General features: G+C 60.1%; 14 protein-coding genes. 8 read left to right on the top strand and 6 right to left on the bottom strand.

Annotation, left to right across the window (positions count from 1 at the left end; genetic code table 11):
* Positions 1 to 99 precede the first annotated feature (99 nt).
* Positions 100 to 1,278 (bottom strand): acyl-CoA dehydrogenase family protein, encoded by a 1,179-nt coding sequence (locus GGQ98_RS14990; RefSeq protein ID WP_341534229.1) that lies wholly within the window; start codon positions 1,276 to 1,278, stop codon positions 100 to 102.
* 50 nt (positions 1,279 to 1,328) lie between these two features.
* The gene (locus GGQ98_RS14985) at positions 1,329 to 2,390 is read right to left on the bottom strand and encodes a homogentisate 1,2-dioxygenase (RefSeq protein WP_184070949.1); all 1,062 of its coding nucleotides are present in this window, start codon (positions 2,388 to 2,390) and stop codon (positions 1,329 to 1,331) included.
* A 352-nt stretch (positions 2,391 to 2,742) separates the two neighbouring features.
* Between GGQ98_RS14985 and GGQ98_RS14980 the strand changes: the two genes are divergently transcribed.
* Together GGQ98_RS14980 and GGQ98_RS14975 are read left to right on the top strand one after the other, a co-directional pair.
* The gene (locus GGQ98_RS14980) at positions 2,743 to 3,087 is read left to right on the top strand and encodes an SCP2 sterol-binding domain-containing protein (protein WP_184070947.1); all 345 of its coding nucleotides are present in this window, start codon (positions 2,743 to 2,745) and stop codon (positions 3,085 to 3,087) included.
* 111 nt (positions 3,088 to 3,198) lie between these two features.
* On the top strand, positions 3,199 to 3,525 hold the full coding sequence (locus tag GGQ98_RS14975; RefSeq protein WP_184070945.1) for a DoxX family protein: 327 nt from the start codon (positions 3,199 to 3,201) through the stop codon (positions 3,523 to 3,525).
* Between the two features lie 24 nt (positions 3,526 to 3,549).
* On the opposite strand, the gene GGQ98_RS14970 is transcribed toward GGQ98_RS14975, so the two are convergent.
* Positions 3,550 to 4,005, bottom strand: a complete 456-nt coding sequence (locus tag GGQ98_RS14970) for a pyridoxamine 5'-phosphate oxidase family protein (protein WP_184070943.1) — start codon at positions 4,003 to 4,005, stop codon at positions 3,550 to 3,552.
* Positions 4,006 to 4,063: 58 nt separating this feature from the next.
* Positions 4,064 to 4,744 carry an EthD domain-containing protein gene (locus tag GGQ98_RS14965; protein WP_184070941.1) on the bottom strand — a complete coding sequence of 227 codons (681 nt, stop codon included), beginning with the start codon at positions 4,742 to 4,744 and terminating at the stop codon, positions 4,064 to 4,066.
* Between the two features lie 304 nt (positions 4,745 to 5,048).
* Here GGQ98_RS14965 and GGQ98_RS14960 point away from each other — a divergent pair, with 304 nt between their 5' ends.
* The 4 genes from GGQ98_RS14960 to GGQ98_RS14945 all read left to right on the top strand — a co-directional run bounded on the left by GGQ98_RS14960 (position 5,049) and on the right by GGQ98_RS14945 (position 9,989).
* The gene (locus GGQ98_RS14960; protein WP_184070939.1) at positions 5,049 to 7,436 is read left to right on the top strand and encodes a TonB-dependent receptor; all 2,388 of its coding nucleotides are present in this window, start codon (positions 5,049 to 5,051) and stop codon (positions 7,434 to 7,436) included.
* 218 nt (positions 7,437 to 7,654) lie between these two features.
* Positions 7,655 to 8,113 (top strand): nuclear transport factor 2 family protein, encoded by a 459-nt coding sequence (locus GGQ98_RS14955; RefSeq protein WP_184070937.1) that lies wholly within the window; start codon positions 7,655 to 7,657, stop codon positions 8,111 to 8,113.
* Between the two features lie 24 nt (positions 8,114 to 8,137).
* On the top strand, positions 8,138 to 8,836 hold the full coding sequence (locus GGQ98_RS14950) for a glutathione binding-like protein (RefSeq protein ID WP_184070935.1): 699 nt from the start codon (positions 8,138 to 8,140) through the stop codon (positions 8,834 to 8,836).
* A gap of 76 nt (positions 8,837 to 8,912) precedes the next feature.
* On the top strand, positions 8,913 to 9,989 hold the full coding sequence (locus GGQ98_RS14945) for a Rieske 2Fe-2S domain-containing protein (RefSeq protein ID WP_341534228.1): 1,077 nt from the start codon (positions 8,913 to 8,915) through the stop codon (positions 9,987 to 9,989).
* Between the two features lie 147 nt (positions 9,990 to 10,136).
* On the opposite strand, the gene GGQ98_RS14940 is transcribed toward GGQ98_RS14945, so the two are convergent.
* Positions 10,137 to 11,249 (bottom strand): S-(hydroxymethyl)glutathione dehydrogenase/class III alcohol dehydrogenase, encoded by a 1,113-nt coding sequence (locus tag GGQ98_RS14940; protein ID WP_184070932.1) that lies wholly within the window; start codon positions 11,247 to 11,249, stop codon positions 10,137 to 10,139.
* A 394-nt stretch (positions 11,250 to 11,643) separates the two neighbouring features.
* Positions 11,644 to 12,171: a MarR family winged helix-turn-helix transcriptional regulator gene (locus GGQ98_RS14935; RefSeq protein ID WP_184070930.1), complete on the bottom strand. Its 528-nt coding sequence runs from the start codon at positions 12,169 to 12,171 to the stop codon at positions 11,644 to 11,646.
* Positions 12,172 to 12,485: 314 nt separating this feature from the next.
* On the opposite strand from GGQ98_RS14935, the gene GGQ98_RS14930 reads away from it, so the two are divergent.
* Complete coding sequence (locus tag GGQ98_RS14930; RefSeq protein WP_184070928.1) at positions 12,486 to 13,451, top strand: 3-keto-5-aminohexanoate cleavage protein; 966 nt, start codon at positions 12,486 to 12,488, stop codon at positions 13,449 to 13,451.
* Between the two features lie 45 nt (positions 13,452 to 13,496).
* A complete protein-coding gene (locus GGQ98_RS14925; RefSeq protein ID WP_184070926.1) occupies positions 13,497 to 13,871 on the top strand; it encodes an MFS transporter in 375 nt (124 codons plus the stop codon).
* Positions 13,872 to 14,053: the final 182 nt, after the last annotated feature.

Below are 14,053 nucleotides of genomic sequence, written 5' to 3'. Positions count from 1 at the left end.
CGATTGATTTTCAACGCGATGCTCTAGATACCCAACTGTGTCAATATAGCATTATAAGTGCTAATATCGCACATATCTTAAAGCAATCGGTGTGCAGTCCTAGAATGTCCCGTCGGGCTTCAGACCCAGCTGGTGCCGCCCATACATCGCGCCCGTTGTCGCCCATGCGAGGCTGATGTGCCGCGCGGCGACGTTCGTATCGCGCCACGCCCGCTGGATCGGCGATCCGAGGTCGCCGCCATTGGCGCCGAGCGCCTCGAACAACACCGTGGCAGCGTGCGCCGATTGGGTGGCGGCATAACTGTGGTCGCGGCGAAACATCAGCCGGTCATCCAGCGTCGGCAGATCACCGATAGCCAGCCGTGAGGTCATATGACGGGTATCGCGCAACAGCAGCAGTTCCGCCGCATCGATAGCCGCAGCGGCATCCGCAATGGCAATCTGTACATTGTGCAAGCCGGCCATGGGGCGCGGCGGGCCGCCGGCCCAGCTCGCCATCTTGTCACGGGCCATTGTAGTGAAATCTTCCAAGGCGCCTTTCGCGATACCCACCGGCACCGATGACAAGGTGAAGGGCGCCGCGCCGGTAAAACTCAGGCGGTAAAGCGGATTGGCGTGGACATGACTGCCCGGCGCGTCGCCCGAATTGATCACCGGGACTGTCAAGACACGATATGCGGGGACCGTTATCGGCGCGTCGATCCTTATGGTCTTGCTGCCCGTACCGGCCATGCCTGCGGAGAACCAGGTGTCTTCGATCTCAAAGTCGCTGCGTGGTACGAGCATCCAGCCGGGGACCGGCGCTCCTCCGTCCCCCGCCGGGGGGAGCATCGAGCAGACCACCGCCCAGGTCGAATTGTCGCAATTGCTGGCGAACGACCAGCGGCCGGTAATCCGATACCCCCCGGCCACCGCCTCGCACGTCCCGTTCGGCGCATATGCACCGGTGACCATCGCGTCCCTGTCGCTCCACACATCCTGCTGAGCTTCGAGTGGATATAGCGCCACCAGCCAATTATGGATCATCGCGATCGTCGCACACCACGCGGTGCTGCCGCACCCCTGCCCCAATTCGAGATTGAGGCGGACAAACTCGGTAAAGCCGTATTCGTAACCACCGAACCGACGAGGCTGGAGCAGTTTGAACAGACCGATGTCAGCAAGCGCCGAGATTACGTCGGCGGGGACGCGGCGTTCGCGTTCAATATCCGCGGCCTGTGCCTTCAGCATAGGGATCAGCTTGCGCGCGTCGGCGACGAGCTGGTCGGCAGACGGCACGTCTGGATGTGGCTCCAGGAGGGATAGGTTTATCATGTCGATGTGACCTTTCAGGCGCTGGGCGATGGAGCGAAGGCGACCTGCAGGCCGAAGCTCCCCGTCTCCATCGCCGAGCCCGCCGCAAGGGCGGCGTCGGTAAGCCGCATCGTCCCACGCGTTTCGAGCAGCCAGGCGAAATAGCCTTCCGCCACATGTTCGGTAGGGCCCCAGTGGGTAACGCCCTTCGGCGTCCAGATCATGTCGCCGGGATCGGTCATCGCGCCATAGGCGCCGGGCCCCTCGAAGTAGAAAATAAGTTCGTCATAATCGGCATTATGATGCTGCGGCGGCCGGCCTGCCGGCGGGCGTGAGCTGAGTGTGTAGAACATGATGTCGGCCGTCGACGACTGACAGAATTGCGCTGGGGGACCACCCGATGTCGGATAGGCGAGCGGCGCGATCGCGCGCAGGTTCAGCTTCCATGCGGGGGGCGTCCCGTCGATCACCGCCTTGCAGGCCAGCGGATTGCGCGGCACCCTATAACGCGTCACGCCATCGAACGATTTGAGCCAGAGTTCGGCGCCTTCCTCGGGCAGATCGATCAGCGTGGGACGCTTCACATCGCGCCCCTGGTTGACCATCCCGAAAGGTGCGGGCGGCGCTAGATCGAGAACCTCAGGTGTCTCAACCACGATGCGCAGCGTTGAAGGGGTAAGGGGCCGAACCCGATAGGTGATCGTCCGCCCCAGCGCGACGAAATCTCCCGGCCCGGCCTGTAGGACGCCGAAGTCGGTGATAAATTCGATCTCGCCCGCCTGGATGAAATGGATCTCGTCGCATTCGACATTGCGAAAGACGTACGGCATCTCGGCGGACCGCGCCGAAACGCTCACCACGACGCCCTCGCGGTTCGATGCGATCGGCGTCGGCAAGGCCCACGGATCATCGCGATCGGTCGCCGCGATCGCGCCAACATTGAGCCGGCGCGGTGCATGCGGGCCATCGACAGCGCTATATTCGTAGATCATGTGCGGGCGGATCGCGACGCACATCTTACCGACGAAACCGTCGCGGGTGTAAAGATGCAGCCCTGGTGGCGGGCCCTTGTGGCCCGGCGTATCGGCCGTGGACATCATTCTCTCCGATTTAATATTCGACATGCCGGGCCCGGATCAGTCGGGAGCCAGCAACTAACGGCGCAGCCAGCACGATATGTGCGACGATCTCGCGATCATCTTCACATCGGCCTCGGACTGGCTCCACACCATAAGCCAGATCATCATTGTGTCAATATCGCACGTTATGTGCGAATATAGTTCGGATATTATTTATATATAAATATAATTATATCAAATACTTATTGAACGATATTTCTGCAATAACCGATTATAGCTTGTATTTCTCTTGACCAAAACGTCGTGCCGGCTAGCAATGAACCTTGCTGGCGGACAGTCCGGCACCGACTCAATCACAATGGGAAAGATCATGGCGAGCGCTACTCAACCCACCACCCCGGCCGAACTGATGCGCGAACTCGATACAGCGCTTCGTAACGATCCATCGCGCAGCGAAGGAATCACCTCGGTCTTCGCCTTCGATGTAGCGGGGGATGCAGGCGGCAAATGGTGGATCGAAGCCAAGGATGGTACCGGCGCGGCGCAGGAAGGCCAGCATCCGAATCCCGACGTCGTTATCTATGTCGATGATGAGATTCTCGTTCGTCTCGGCACGCATGATCTGGATGGCGGCGAAGCCTATGTGAGCGGGCTCATCACCCTTGAGGGCGACAACAGCAAAGCGATGTTGCTGGCCCAGATATTCGGCGACTGACCTCGCGGTTCCGCGGCCGCTCTCCGCGGCCATCGGAATGCGGCGAGCCATTGCGACAAGCCGCCGCGCATTGCGCCCGCCCTGTCGCGCCCTGACAAAAGAGACATCCTCATGGCATTCGAAGCGGTGCAGCATATGATTACCCTGCTGCTGGCTGCCGCGTTCGCGGGCGGCGCCGTCGTCAACCTCGTTGGGCCGCAGGCCGTGCGCGCCGCCTATGCCCAGTGGGGCTATCCAGCGGGTTTCCATTATGTGACCGCGCTGCTCGACGCGGCCGCGGCAGCGCTGATGCTGTGGCCGGACGGCCGCGTCTACGGCATCGCCCTTGCTATGCTAATCACATTGGCCGCATTCGGGACCCTCGGTTGGCACGGCGAGTGGAAGAAGACGCCGGGCTGCATCGTCTTCATCGGCGCATTGGTCGCCGCTCTGCTATAGTCAGCGCTTCGGCAGAAACGATTCTCAACTGCCGATGCGGATATAGTCGGGCTTACCATCGACGAAGCCTTGAACACCTTCCACCGAGTCAAGATCGATAAGCACCGCGACGCCGCGACGCTCCGGATCGGCATCGCGTTCGCGCGATGGAGAAAGTTCAAAGATGCGCGTCCGTTCGGCGGCATCACTAGTGATCCGTGCGCGACCCTTGAACTGCAACATCGGGATCGTCGCGGAGCGGTACATCAATGCGACATGCGGATTGGCGGTGATCGCCGCTAGCGTCTCACCCCCGACATTGCGCACCCACAGTCCGATGCTGCCTGCATCATAGACCTGCGCCGACCCGCGATAGGACAGCGAAGGCCTCCCCTGCCTTTCGACGACCGCGAGCAGCAGTGGATTACCGTCCTCCAGCGCGCCATTCACCAACTGCTGGATGGTGTCGGGCATGGTCAGTGCCTCGCGGGTCGGAAGCATTTCGTTCTCCCTTACTATATCAGTCATTTCCATTGTTAGATTGCTCAGGCGCCAACCTTCACAAATGCCGTTCGGCGGTGGCCAGCATCGTCGCGACCGTCTTGGCCGACAGCAGCTGCCGCCAGGCCTCCGGCGATGACCCCACGCCCCGTTCGAACCCCGACAGGGTTGGCCACCACAATTCCCTGACGCCGGATACGAAGCATCCACGCGCATGGACAAATGGGTTGGGCCTGCATCGGACATGCCTAAAAGCGCCCAGCGCCACACCTAGCGCCAGATCGTCCTCGCCGGCCCATTCGGTCGCGGGATCGAAGAATTGCAGCAACTTGGTTGTCACCGGTCGATTTTGTTCGCGCCATCCCAGGTCGTCGGGCTGCCCGCCATTTTGCGCGAGCGGGCCTGACATCAGGACTTCCTCATCAGCGACGAGGAAGCGAACGTTGCGCATATCGAGAAAACTGGGCTCGTCGGGTGCGAGCTTGCCCTTGTAGACGGGATCTTGCGAATAGCCGCCAGCCTCGGCCGCGCTATCGAACCAGATTTCCGCGACACCGTCGAAACGGCGCTGCGACACATCAAGGTGCGGAGTGTCGATCCGATGGCTCTGGACATAATGTTTGCGGCCACCGATCTCGAGGCCCCATGTCGCATGCGGGTGACGCCAATGGTCGTGGAAATGCTGCTCGGACACGTCCGCTTTGCGCGGCAGGCCCACAAACACCTTCACTCCCGCCATCGAACTTCCTCTCTGGATGGTTTAAACTGCCGGGCGATCATCTTCGCCTGTCTGAAACTATAGAACCGCCTTAGCTAATGCGTCAACATATAGCACTGTAAGTGCGACTTTAGCACTTTTCGCGATCATCGGAATCTTCAATTTGAGGAGGTCGCCGGGCAACTGCTTGCATTAATCGTTATTTATCAACACGTTAACCGGACATAACGCTGTCTTTGACCTATTAACGCACCTATTGTGCTATGATAGCATGTTGATTATACGATGCGAAAACATCGCTAATTGGCAGACAGGGGAGAGCATCATGCCTATGATCAAAAACAAGCGCAGGGAGGGCGTAAGCCATATCGCACTGATAGTGCTGATGATGACGGGTGTGCAGGCCGCGCCAGCCGCCGCGCAGGCAAGCGCAACGACCGATACCGACAGTCAGATCGCCGACATCATCGTTACCGCTCAAAAGCGTTCAGAGCGCCTTAGCGATATCGGCATGTCGATCACGGCGGCGACCGGTGAGCAACTGAAGACCAGCGGCATCCGCTCGATCGACGATTTCGCAAGGGTCGACACCAGCTTCAGCTTCGGATTGTCACAATCGGGCACGCCGACCTACACGATCCGTGGTGTCGGCTATTACGACTTCGCACTGTCGGCGCCGCCGACGGTCAGCGCTTATGTCGATCAGGTCCCGCTGGCCTATTCCGCGCTAACGAAGGGCGTCACGCTCGATCTTGAACGCGTCGAGGTTCTGAAAGGACCGCAGGGCACCCTGTTTGGACAGAACTCCACGGGCGGCGCGATGAACTTCATCGCCGCCAAGCCCACTTCGACCCTGCAAGCCGGGATCGAGGCAAGCATCGGCCGCTTCACGGCCATCAATGTGAACGGCTTCATAAGCGGTCCGCTGACGGAAACGCTGAAAGCGCGCCTCGCCTTCAACGCAGATGCAGGCGGGGCTTGGCAGAAGAGCTATACCCGCAAAGACACATTGGGGGACCGGCGCTTCCAGAACGTCCGCCTGCTGCTCGACTGGGCGCCCGCCGAGCGGCTCTCCGTGAGCATCAACCTCAACGGCTGGCGTGATCGTTCGGACACCCAGGCCGGACAACTGACCGGCTTCCCGCGTCCCGTGGCCCTGACCAATCCCACGCAGAACGTGCCGGTCGACGTGCAGAACGCCATCCTCAACTATCCGCTAGCCCCCCGCAATGCGCGGGCAGCTGACTGGGGCCCCGCAGATCCCCGGGCCGATGAGGATTTTCGTCAGGCGGCCGCGAGGATCGACTATGAGATCAGCGATCAGGTGACGCTCACCTCGGTCTCATCCTATTCCCACTATATACGTGATAGCGTGTTCGACATCGACGGACTGGCGCTCAGCAACAACACCACGAGCCTCGATGGTAAAAGCCGCTCTTTCTCGCAGGAGCTCCGCCTTAGCGGAAAAGTGCTGGACACGCGCCTCGACTGGGTGATCGGCGGCAGCTATGCGTCCGACAAGACCACCGACATCCAGTTCGTCGATCTTTCGGTATCCTCGCCTTCCTATTCGTTCGTCGGGGTTGGTGCGCCGCATTGGAACGTCATCAAGAACCAGTCGAAATCGGATGTCGACACCAAGGCCCTGTTTGGGAATCTCAGCTATAAGCTCACCGGCACGCTGACCGCGCATGGCGGCGTTCGCTACACCCATTCAAGCACCGATTTCGAAGGATGCACTTTCGACACCGGCGACGGGCTGTGGGCCGCCGGCATCAATGCCTTCCAGTTCGTCGTGAAGAACTTCGTTCTGCCCAACGCGACGCCTTTTGTTCCGGTGTTGCCGGGCGGCTGCGCGACATTTGACGCTGGCTTCACTCCCGGGCTCGTCGTCGACCAGCTCAAGCAGGACAACATCTCCTGGCGCGCCGGGCTCGACTGGAAAGTGACGCCGGATACGCTGTTCTATGCCAATGTCAGCAAGGGCTATAAGGCCGGAGCCTTCCCCACCTCGGCTCTCCTGTCGGCGGTGGCAGCCGCACCGGTTGTGCAAGAGTCCGTCGTTGCTTATGAAGCAGGTGTAAAGGCCTATCTGCTGGATCGTTCGCTGCAGATTGACGCCGCCTACTTCCACTATGACTATCGCAACAAGCAGGTGAACGGTGTCGTTCCGGAGCCGGTGATTTTCGGCGCGTTGTTTGGCCTGATTAACGTGCCCAAGTCCAAGGTTGACGGCTTCGAACTGTCGACCCGGTGGCGGGTGGCGCAAGGCCTGACCCTGCGTGGCGCGGTGACCTATCTGGACACGAGGGTGATCGGCGATTTCATCAACGTCGACCGGATCGGCTCGACCGCCAATTTCAAAGGCGAATCCTTCCCCTATTCGCCAAAATGGTCGGCTCAGGCGGGCGCCAATTATGAATGGCCGGTGTCGGAGGCAGCCAGCGCCTATGTCGGCGCGGACTATTCCTATCGGTCGGGAACCAGGAATAATTTCGGCAACCTGTCGTTCGAGCGGATCCGTGGCTATGGACTGCTCGACCTCAGGGCGGGGCTGCGCTCGGCCGACGACAGCTGGTCGGCCGAAATCTGGGGCCGCAACGTCACCAACAGCTATTACTGGACCGACGCGACCTATGTCACCGACACCAGCTATCGCCGCACGGGCATGCCGGTGACCTACGGCCTTCGGATCGGCTATCGCTTCCGTTGATCCAGGGGACACTGTCCCATCGGAAGCCTGCATGGGGTGGCCATCGATCGATGGCCACCCTCTTTTTGGTCACCCAACCAACCGATAACATTTTTCAACGTTCGCCCCCTTTTGAGGTTGACCGACCGAGCCTCTCAAATATATGCGTATATAGCACTTAGTGTGCTTTATTAGATCATAAAGGGTTGGCCAATTCCGGCGATCAAGGATCGGCATATATGTCATCGCTTCACCAACCCCATTCGACCGATGAGGTCCTGCTGCGGGAATTCGTTCGCTGCTTCGTGGAGGACGACCCGACCAGCCTGCTCGCTATGCTGTCGCCTGATTGTGAATGGACGGTAATGCCCACCGGTGAGCGGTTCGATGGCTTAAGCGAGATCGCGGGCCTGATGGACAAGGTCCAGCAGGCCCGCACCCATTCCAGCGAAGCGCGGCTCGAAATACGTGACGCCTTCGTCGGCGATGGCCATCTTTGCATCGAATTCCTGCATCGCGGCGTAATTGCCGCGGGATTCGGTGGCGGTGCGAGCGATGTCGCCTCTGGCACCATCTTCGAAATCGACTTCTGCGCTACCGCACTCCTCCGCGACGGCAAGATCGTCCGCGTGCGCGAATATTTCGATCACATGCAGTTAACGACGCCCCCCGGCCAGCGGCCGCGCTTCTTCAGCTGACGTCCTTTCCTATGGAGATAATTCATGACGGCACCTATCGAACTCTATCATTATCCCACCGCCAATCCGAAGAAGATCAGCATCATGCTGGAAGAGTGCGACCTCCCTTACGAGGTGCGCTTCATCAACATCGGCAAGGGCGATCAGTTCAACCCCGATTTCCTGAAGTTTGCGCCAAACAACCGCGTGCCGGCGATCATCGATCCCAACGGACCTGATGGCGCGCCGATATCGGTGTTCGAATCCGGCGCAATCCTCCAATATCTCGGTGACAAGACCGGCCGCTTCTATCCTTCCGACCTACGCGGCCGGACCGCGGTGAACGAATGGCTGTTCTGGCAGGTTGGCGGCCTCGGACCGATGTCGGGCCAGTCGCACCACTTCCACGCCATGGCGACCGAGCAGCTGCCTTATGCGCTGAAGCGCTACAGCGACGAAGTGCATCGGCTCTACGGGGTGATGAACATCCGGCTGCGCGACGAACCCTATCTCGGGGGCAAGGAATATTCGATCGCCGATATGGCAGCTTATCCCTGGATCTTCCACAATGAGGCTCCTGGCCACCCCGGCCTGTCCGAATTTCCGCACATCAAGCGGTGGTTCGACACCGTCAGCGCGCGGCCGGCCGTTGCTAAGGGCCATGTCGTTGGCGATGAGCTTCGCGGCGGCCTCGACGAGGAAGCCCGCAAGTGGACGTTCAATCAGCGGGCTCGCGCGGCTTGACGGTTTGAGAGGTGACTAGGCGAACTAAGGCGTCACATCCCTGTTTGAGTGTGACGCCTTAGCGGTCGGCATTATCATGACGAAGCGGTCCCCCAGCAGCGGAGAGGGACTGCCGACAGGAGGGAAGCGGACGATGCGCTATCTTAAGAACGTCTGGTATCAGGCGGGCTGGGAGGCTGAACTCGACGGCGATTCATTGCTGAGCCGCACGCTCCTCGGCGAAAATATCGTGATGTTCAGGGGCAAGGAGGGCGCGCCCCAGGCGATTCTCGACCGCTGTCCACATCGCTTCGCCCCGCTCTCTGCGGGGCGGCTCAACGACGGCGTGGTGACCTGCGGCTATCACGGCCTGTCATTCGACGGCGAAGGGCGTTGCGTCGGCAACCCGCACGGCAAACCCGGCGCTATCCGTACGCGATCCTTCCCCATCGTCGCGCGCAACATGATCCTGTGGGTCTGGATGGGCGACCCCGACCAGGCCGATGCGGCGCGCATCCCCGATTGTTCCTTCATCGACGAAACGCCTGAAGCCGCCCGCATCACCGGCACGCTTCCCACCGGTGCCCATTATCAGCTGATCGTCGATAATATCATGGATCTGAGCCACGCCGACTATCTGCACCCCACTACACTCGGCGGAATGTTCACCGGCGCGAAAACGCATGTATCCGGAGGGAACGACCGGCTGTTGATCGAATATAATGCGGTGGATTGTAACCCCGCCCCCGCGTTCCATTCGATCGTGCCTCCACCGCAGAAGGCCGATGTCCGTGTGGAGGTACAATGGTTCGCGGCCGGCGTGATGATCCTCGCGGCCGGCGCGCAACCGACCGGAACCACGCGCGATCCTGGCCGGGATAGCTTCACGCTACACAGCATCACGCCAGAAACCGACGGGTCGGCCCATTATTTCTACTGCAGCACCCGTCCGTTCCTCACCGACAATGTCGAAGTCAGCGCATCGATCAAGGCCGCTCTCGAAAAGGCGTTCGTGGAAGAGGACAAGCCGATGCTGGAATTGCAGCAACGCCAGATAGGCGACGCCGATTTCTGGTCGCTGAACCCTCTCTTGCTGCCGATCGATTCCGCTGCGGTTCAGGTGCGACGTGCGTTGGATAAATTGATCGACGCAGAAGCGCGTGACGAGCGATGATCGGCGCGAAGGCCGAGACCGAACAAAGGGTTGGGGAACGTCAGCGCCAGGGTCAGAGTGCCATGTCGCCCATCGAATGGCCGGTGATCGCTGGCGCTCTATTTCGGCGGCGGCGCGGTTGGCCGACGTTTCTCCAAGGTCATTGGATCAGAAGACCACTACGCTGCGAATGCTCGCGCCGGCATGCATCAGGTCGAAGCCCTTGTTGATCTCCTCCAGGCCCATGACGTGAGTGATCATCGGGTCGATCTCGATCTTGCCGGTCATGTACATGTCGACGATCTTGGGCACGTCGGTGCGGCCCTTGGCGCCGCCGAACGCCGTGCCGCGCCAGTTGCGGCCGGTGACCAGCTGAAACGGGCGGGTGGCGATCTCCTTGCCCGCCTCGGCGACGCCGATGATGATCGATGTGCCCCAACCGCGATGGCAGGCCTCGAGCGCGGTGCGCATCACTTCGGTATTGCCGGTCGCATCGAACGTGTAGTCCGCCCCGCCGTCGGTCAGCAGCACGATTTTCGCCACGACATCCTCGCGGCTCAACCCCTTGCTGTTGAGGAAGTCGGTCATGCCGAACCTGCGGCCCCATTCCTCGCGATCGGGGTTGATGTCGACGCCGATGATCTTGTTGGCACCCGCCAGCCGCGCGCCCTGCAGGACGTTGAGGCCGATGCCGCCCAAGCCGAACACGACGACATTGTCGCCGACCTGGACCTTGGCGGTGTTGACCACCGCGCCGATCCCCGTCGTCACGCCGCAGCCGATATAGCAGCTCGACTGGAACGGCGCGTCCTCGCGGATCTTCGCCACCGCGATCTCGGGCAGCACCGTGAAGTTCGAAAAGGTCGAGCAGCCCATATAATGGAAGATCGTCTGGCCCTTGTAGCTGAACCGGCTGGTGCCGTCGGGCATCAACCCCTTGCCCTGCGTCGCGCGGATCGCGGTGCACAAATTGGTCTTGCCGCTGAGGCACGACTTACACTGGCGGCATTCGGGGGTGTAGAGCGGAATGACATGGTCGCCCGGCTTCACGCTGGTGACGCCGGGACCGACCTCGCGCACGATGCCCGCACCTTCATGCCCCAGCACCGAAGGAAAGATGCCCTCGCTGTCCAGGCCGTCGAGCGTATGGGCGTCGGTGTGGCAGATCCCCGTCGCCATGATCTCGACCAGAACCTCGCCGGCCTTCGGCCCCTCCAGATCAAGCTCGACGATTTCCAGGGGTTTCTTCGCTTCAAAGGCGACGGCGGCGCGAGTTTTCATCTCATGATCTCCCGACGTTTGGCCTGAACTTGGCACCGGATTGAAGCGGCCTGTTGCATCATTTCATCTCCTGTGAGTACGGTTGAAGTACCGCACGCGCCGCCCGCCGCGCGCGACATGCGCTATATAAGATCGTTGGGTGCGATTATAGCATGTAATTTGAGAGTACAAGCGGGAGCGCGTATGCCCTCCGACAGTCCGTACGCGCCACGCCTTGTGGTGCTTGAGCGAACCGGAGCGGCGTGAGCGGCAACCAGCATTGCTGCGCCCATCCAACGGTTGACTCTGAGCAGACCCGGTTGATCAGTGCTGCTCGGCTGGCTGCCGAACGAATTGCAAGCAACCTGTGACATGCCGGCCCCGGGGGCCGGGCTTCCTGCAAGAGCGGCTTCGCCTAGTCACCAACCTCGTCGCCCGTCGATTCGATAGCCACCTCGAGGTTCTCCGACATGCGCGAGAGAACCGCGAAGCAGATGTCGAGATCTTGCTGCCGAATGCCTGTGGTGGCGATCCTGTTCAATTGCGACGCGTAGGGCGAGATCAGCTGCTCGATCTCGCGGCCGTGAGGAGTCAAACTAACGATCGTCTGCCGCCTGTCGACGGTGTCCTTGGTCCTTAGAATGAGGCCATCGTGCGCCATTCCTCTTAGCAAAGCCACCGTCGTCGTCTCGGTGACATTGGTCGCATCACTCAGATGTCTTTGCGTGACGCAATCCTTCATCCCTAGGGCTCGGAGATAATACCAATATCCCACTTTCAGCCGGTGTCTCGCCAGTCTCGACTCCAAAAGCCTGGAAAAGGCGAGATGCGCGCGTCTGACCTGGAATGCCAGGCTTTGTTCAGGCGGCAGGCGGCGCGGTCGCTGATTGTGGGATCCACTTTCAACCTGCGCGGACTCAACGCCCACTCTAAGCTCGTCCATCTCACCTCGCTCTAATCCAAGCACAATCTCGACGTCGCCCTACCGTGGCGAGCGCAACCCTTATCCTCCTATATGAAAGGAATGGTGCCAGTCCATATTTGGGCGATCCCTTTCTCCAGATTCAAATCGTCGAACCGCCCAAAATTGGGCCGGTCGCTCAAATCGCAAGTATTTTAGTTCTTTCCGTTCCATCTCTTGCGCTTGAAACTGAAGAAGCGATCCCGCCGGTTCCGGCTCTCCCGCCTCTTGACGAAAAAATTACCTTTATATAAAAGTGATTCGCCGTTAAGTTTTAAGATAGAAAGGACCAGTCCATGGATGCTTTGCCACTTTGGGAAGCCGCTCGGCGCGAAATGGAAGAATATCAGTTCGTTTCGTCCGCGGAGCTGCAGCCGACATGGGACGTGCCGAAAAAAATCGCCATCAACGTGGCTGTGTCGGGCCGCTTCAACGATGAACACGGCGCGGATGGTGCTCACCCGTCCTCGATCGAATCCTATGTCGATGAAGCGTCCCGCGTCATCGAGGCTGGCGCATGTGGTGTGCACATCGACTTCACTTGGGTAACTGACGACAAAGGCCGCCGCCTTGATCGCGATCTTCCGCCGACCGAAGCCTATGGCATGGTGCTCGAACCCCTTCGCAAACGCTTTGGGTCAAGTTTCGTCCCCAATCTGAACGTGCTCAACGGTACGTCTTTCGAAATGTGCATGAGCCCCGCGCGGGCCGGTCTGGCGGAAGCAGCTCCCTGTGCTCCGGGGCATCCAGATGCGTTCATGATCCCGGCTATCAAGACGCTTGAGGAAAATGGCGTCAAGCCTGAGTTGGCCGTTCATAGCACCGGCGAGATCGAGCTCGCCAAGCGCAAGTTGATCGACACGGGAATTCTCAACAAGCCGTACAACTGGCTCATCCTCTATGGGCTGCCGTTCAACGTCGGTCGTACCCTGGTTTCCGGCGTCTCCGTGAACAACACACAGGATATGGCCCAGCACATGTTCATGATGGTCGATCAGATCCGGAAGATTGATCCGGACAGTGTCATCTCCGTGTGCGCGGCCGGGCGCGCGACGCTCTACATGACGACCCTGGCAACGATGATGGGGTTGCACATTCGAGTCGGCGTTGAAGACACGCCCTGGAAATATCCGAACTCAAGCGACACGCTGTCGGGCAATCTCGAGATGTTCGAGATGGCGAAGAAAATCGCCGAATTGCATGGCCGTACGCCCGGCGATGCGAATTTCTATCGAGAGCTGGTCGGGCTCCCAACCAAGTAAGTCTTTCAGCCGCAGTGGATGCGGCCGGACAATGGGAGGAAAGTCGTGGGCGCGGAGCCACTTGAGGTGGATGTTCAGAAATTCATCGACGATCGCCGAATTTCCACGTTTCAGTGGGTCATAATAGCGAGCTGCTCTCTGATGGCGATCGTCAACACCTATGACATCGTCGCGATTGGCTTCGCCGTTCCGCTTCTCATCGAGAAATGGCACATCTCGAAAGCCGCCCTGGGGCCGGACATGAGCCTGTCGATCGGCGGGATGGCCGTTGGCGCGCTCCTAGCCGGCCCACTCATCGACCGGACATCGCCCAGATCGGTGCTGGTCGGCGCCATGCTAATATTCAGCGTTCGCAGTGCCGCGACTACGGCCTCGATCATAAAGGCTCGCGTGTCCCATGAGGCGGCCGCGAAATCCTGAAGTCCGACAAGACTCAGGTCAGGCAACGAGATGCCTGAAATTACAACTGTGGGGCTGAGTGTGGGGCTAGATCAGGCGTGATTTATTTAGCCCCTCTTATTCACCGGGCCGCTGCGTGATGGCGTGATCCTGGGCGGAGGCGGCAGGCGGAGATGGCAAGGGCGAGTTGCGCCGTGGCGACT

The organism is Sphingosinicella soli (assembly GCF_014199685.1).
In the GTDB taxonomy this organism is placed as follows: Bacteria; Pseudomonadota; Alphaproteobacteria; order Sphingomonadales; family Sphingomonadaceae; genus Sphingosinicella; species Sphingosinicella soli.
Note: the sequence above shows the minus strand (reverse complement) of the source record. Positions and strands in the feature narration are given on the sequence as shown.

Bases quoted from the DNA above. Each gene is read 5' to 3' on its own strand.
- GGQ98_RS14985 (WP_184070949.1), bottom strand. From the start codon at position 2,390: ATGTCCACGGCCGATACGCCGGGCCACAAGGGCCCGCCACCAGGGCTG.
- GGQ98_RS14980 (WP_184070947.1), top strand. From the start codon at position 2,743: ATGGCGAGCGCTACTCAACCCACCACCCCGGCCGAACTGATGCGCGAA.
- GGQ98_RS14975 (WP_184070945.1), top strand. From the start codon at position 3,199: ATGGCATTCGAAGCGGTGCAGCATATGATTACCCTGCTGCTGGCTGCC.
- GGQ98_RS14970 (WP_184070943.1), bottom strand. From the start codon at position 4,005: ATGCTTCCGACCCGCGAGGCACTGACCATGCCCGACACCATCCAGCAG.
- GGQ98_RS14965 (WP_184070941.1), bottom strand. From the start codon at position 4,744: ATGGCGGGAGTGAAGGTGTTTGTGGGCCTGCCGCGCAAAGCGGACGTG.
- GGQ98_RS14960 (WP_184070939.1), top strand. From the start codon at position 5,049: ATGCCTATGATCAAAAACAAGCGCAGGGAGGGCGTAAGCCATATCGCA.
- GGQ98_RS14955 (WP_184070937.1), top strand. From the start codon at position 7,655: ATGTCATCGCTTCACCAACCCCATTCGACCGATGAGGTCCTGCTGCGG.
- GGQ98_RS14950 (WP_184070935.1), top strand. From the start codon at position 8,138: ATGACGGCACCTATCGAACTCTATCATTATCCCACCGCCAATCCGAAG.
- GGQ98_RS14945 (WP_341534228.1), top strand. From the start codon at position 8,913: ATGACGAAGCGGTCCCCCAGCAGCGGAGAGGGACTGCCGACAGGAGGG.
- GGQ98_RS14940 (WP_184070932.1), bottom strand. From the start codon at position 11,249: ATGAAAACTCGCGCCGCCGTCGCCTTTGAAGCGAAGAAACCCCTGGAA.
- GGQ98_RS14935 (WP_184070930.1), bottom strand. From the start codon at position 12,171: ATGGACGAGCTTAGAGTGGGCGTTGAGTCCGCGCAGGTTGAAAGTGGA.
- GGQ98_RS14930 (WP_184070928.1), top strand. From the start codon at position 12,486: ATGGATGCTTTGCCACTTTGGGAAGCCGCTCGGCGCGAAATGGAAGAA.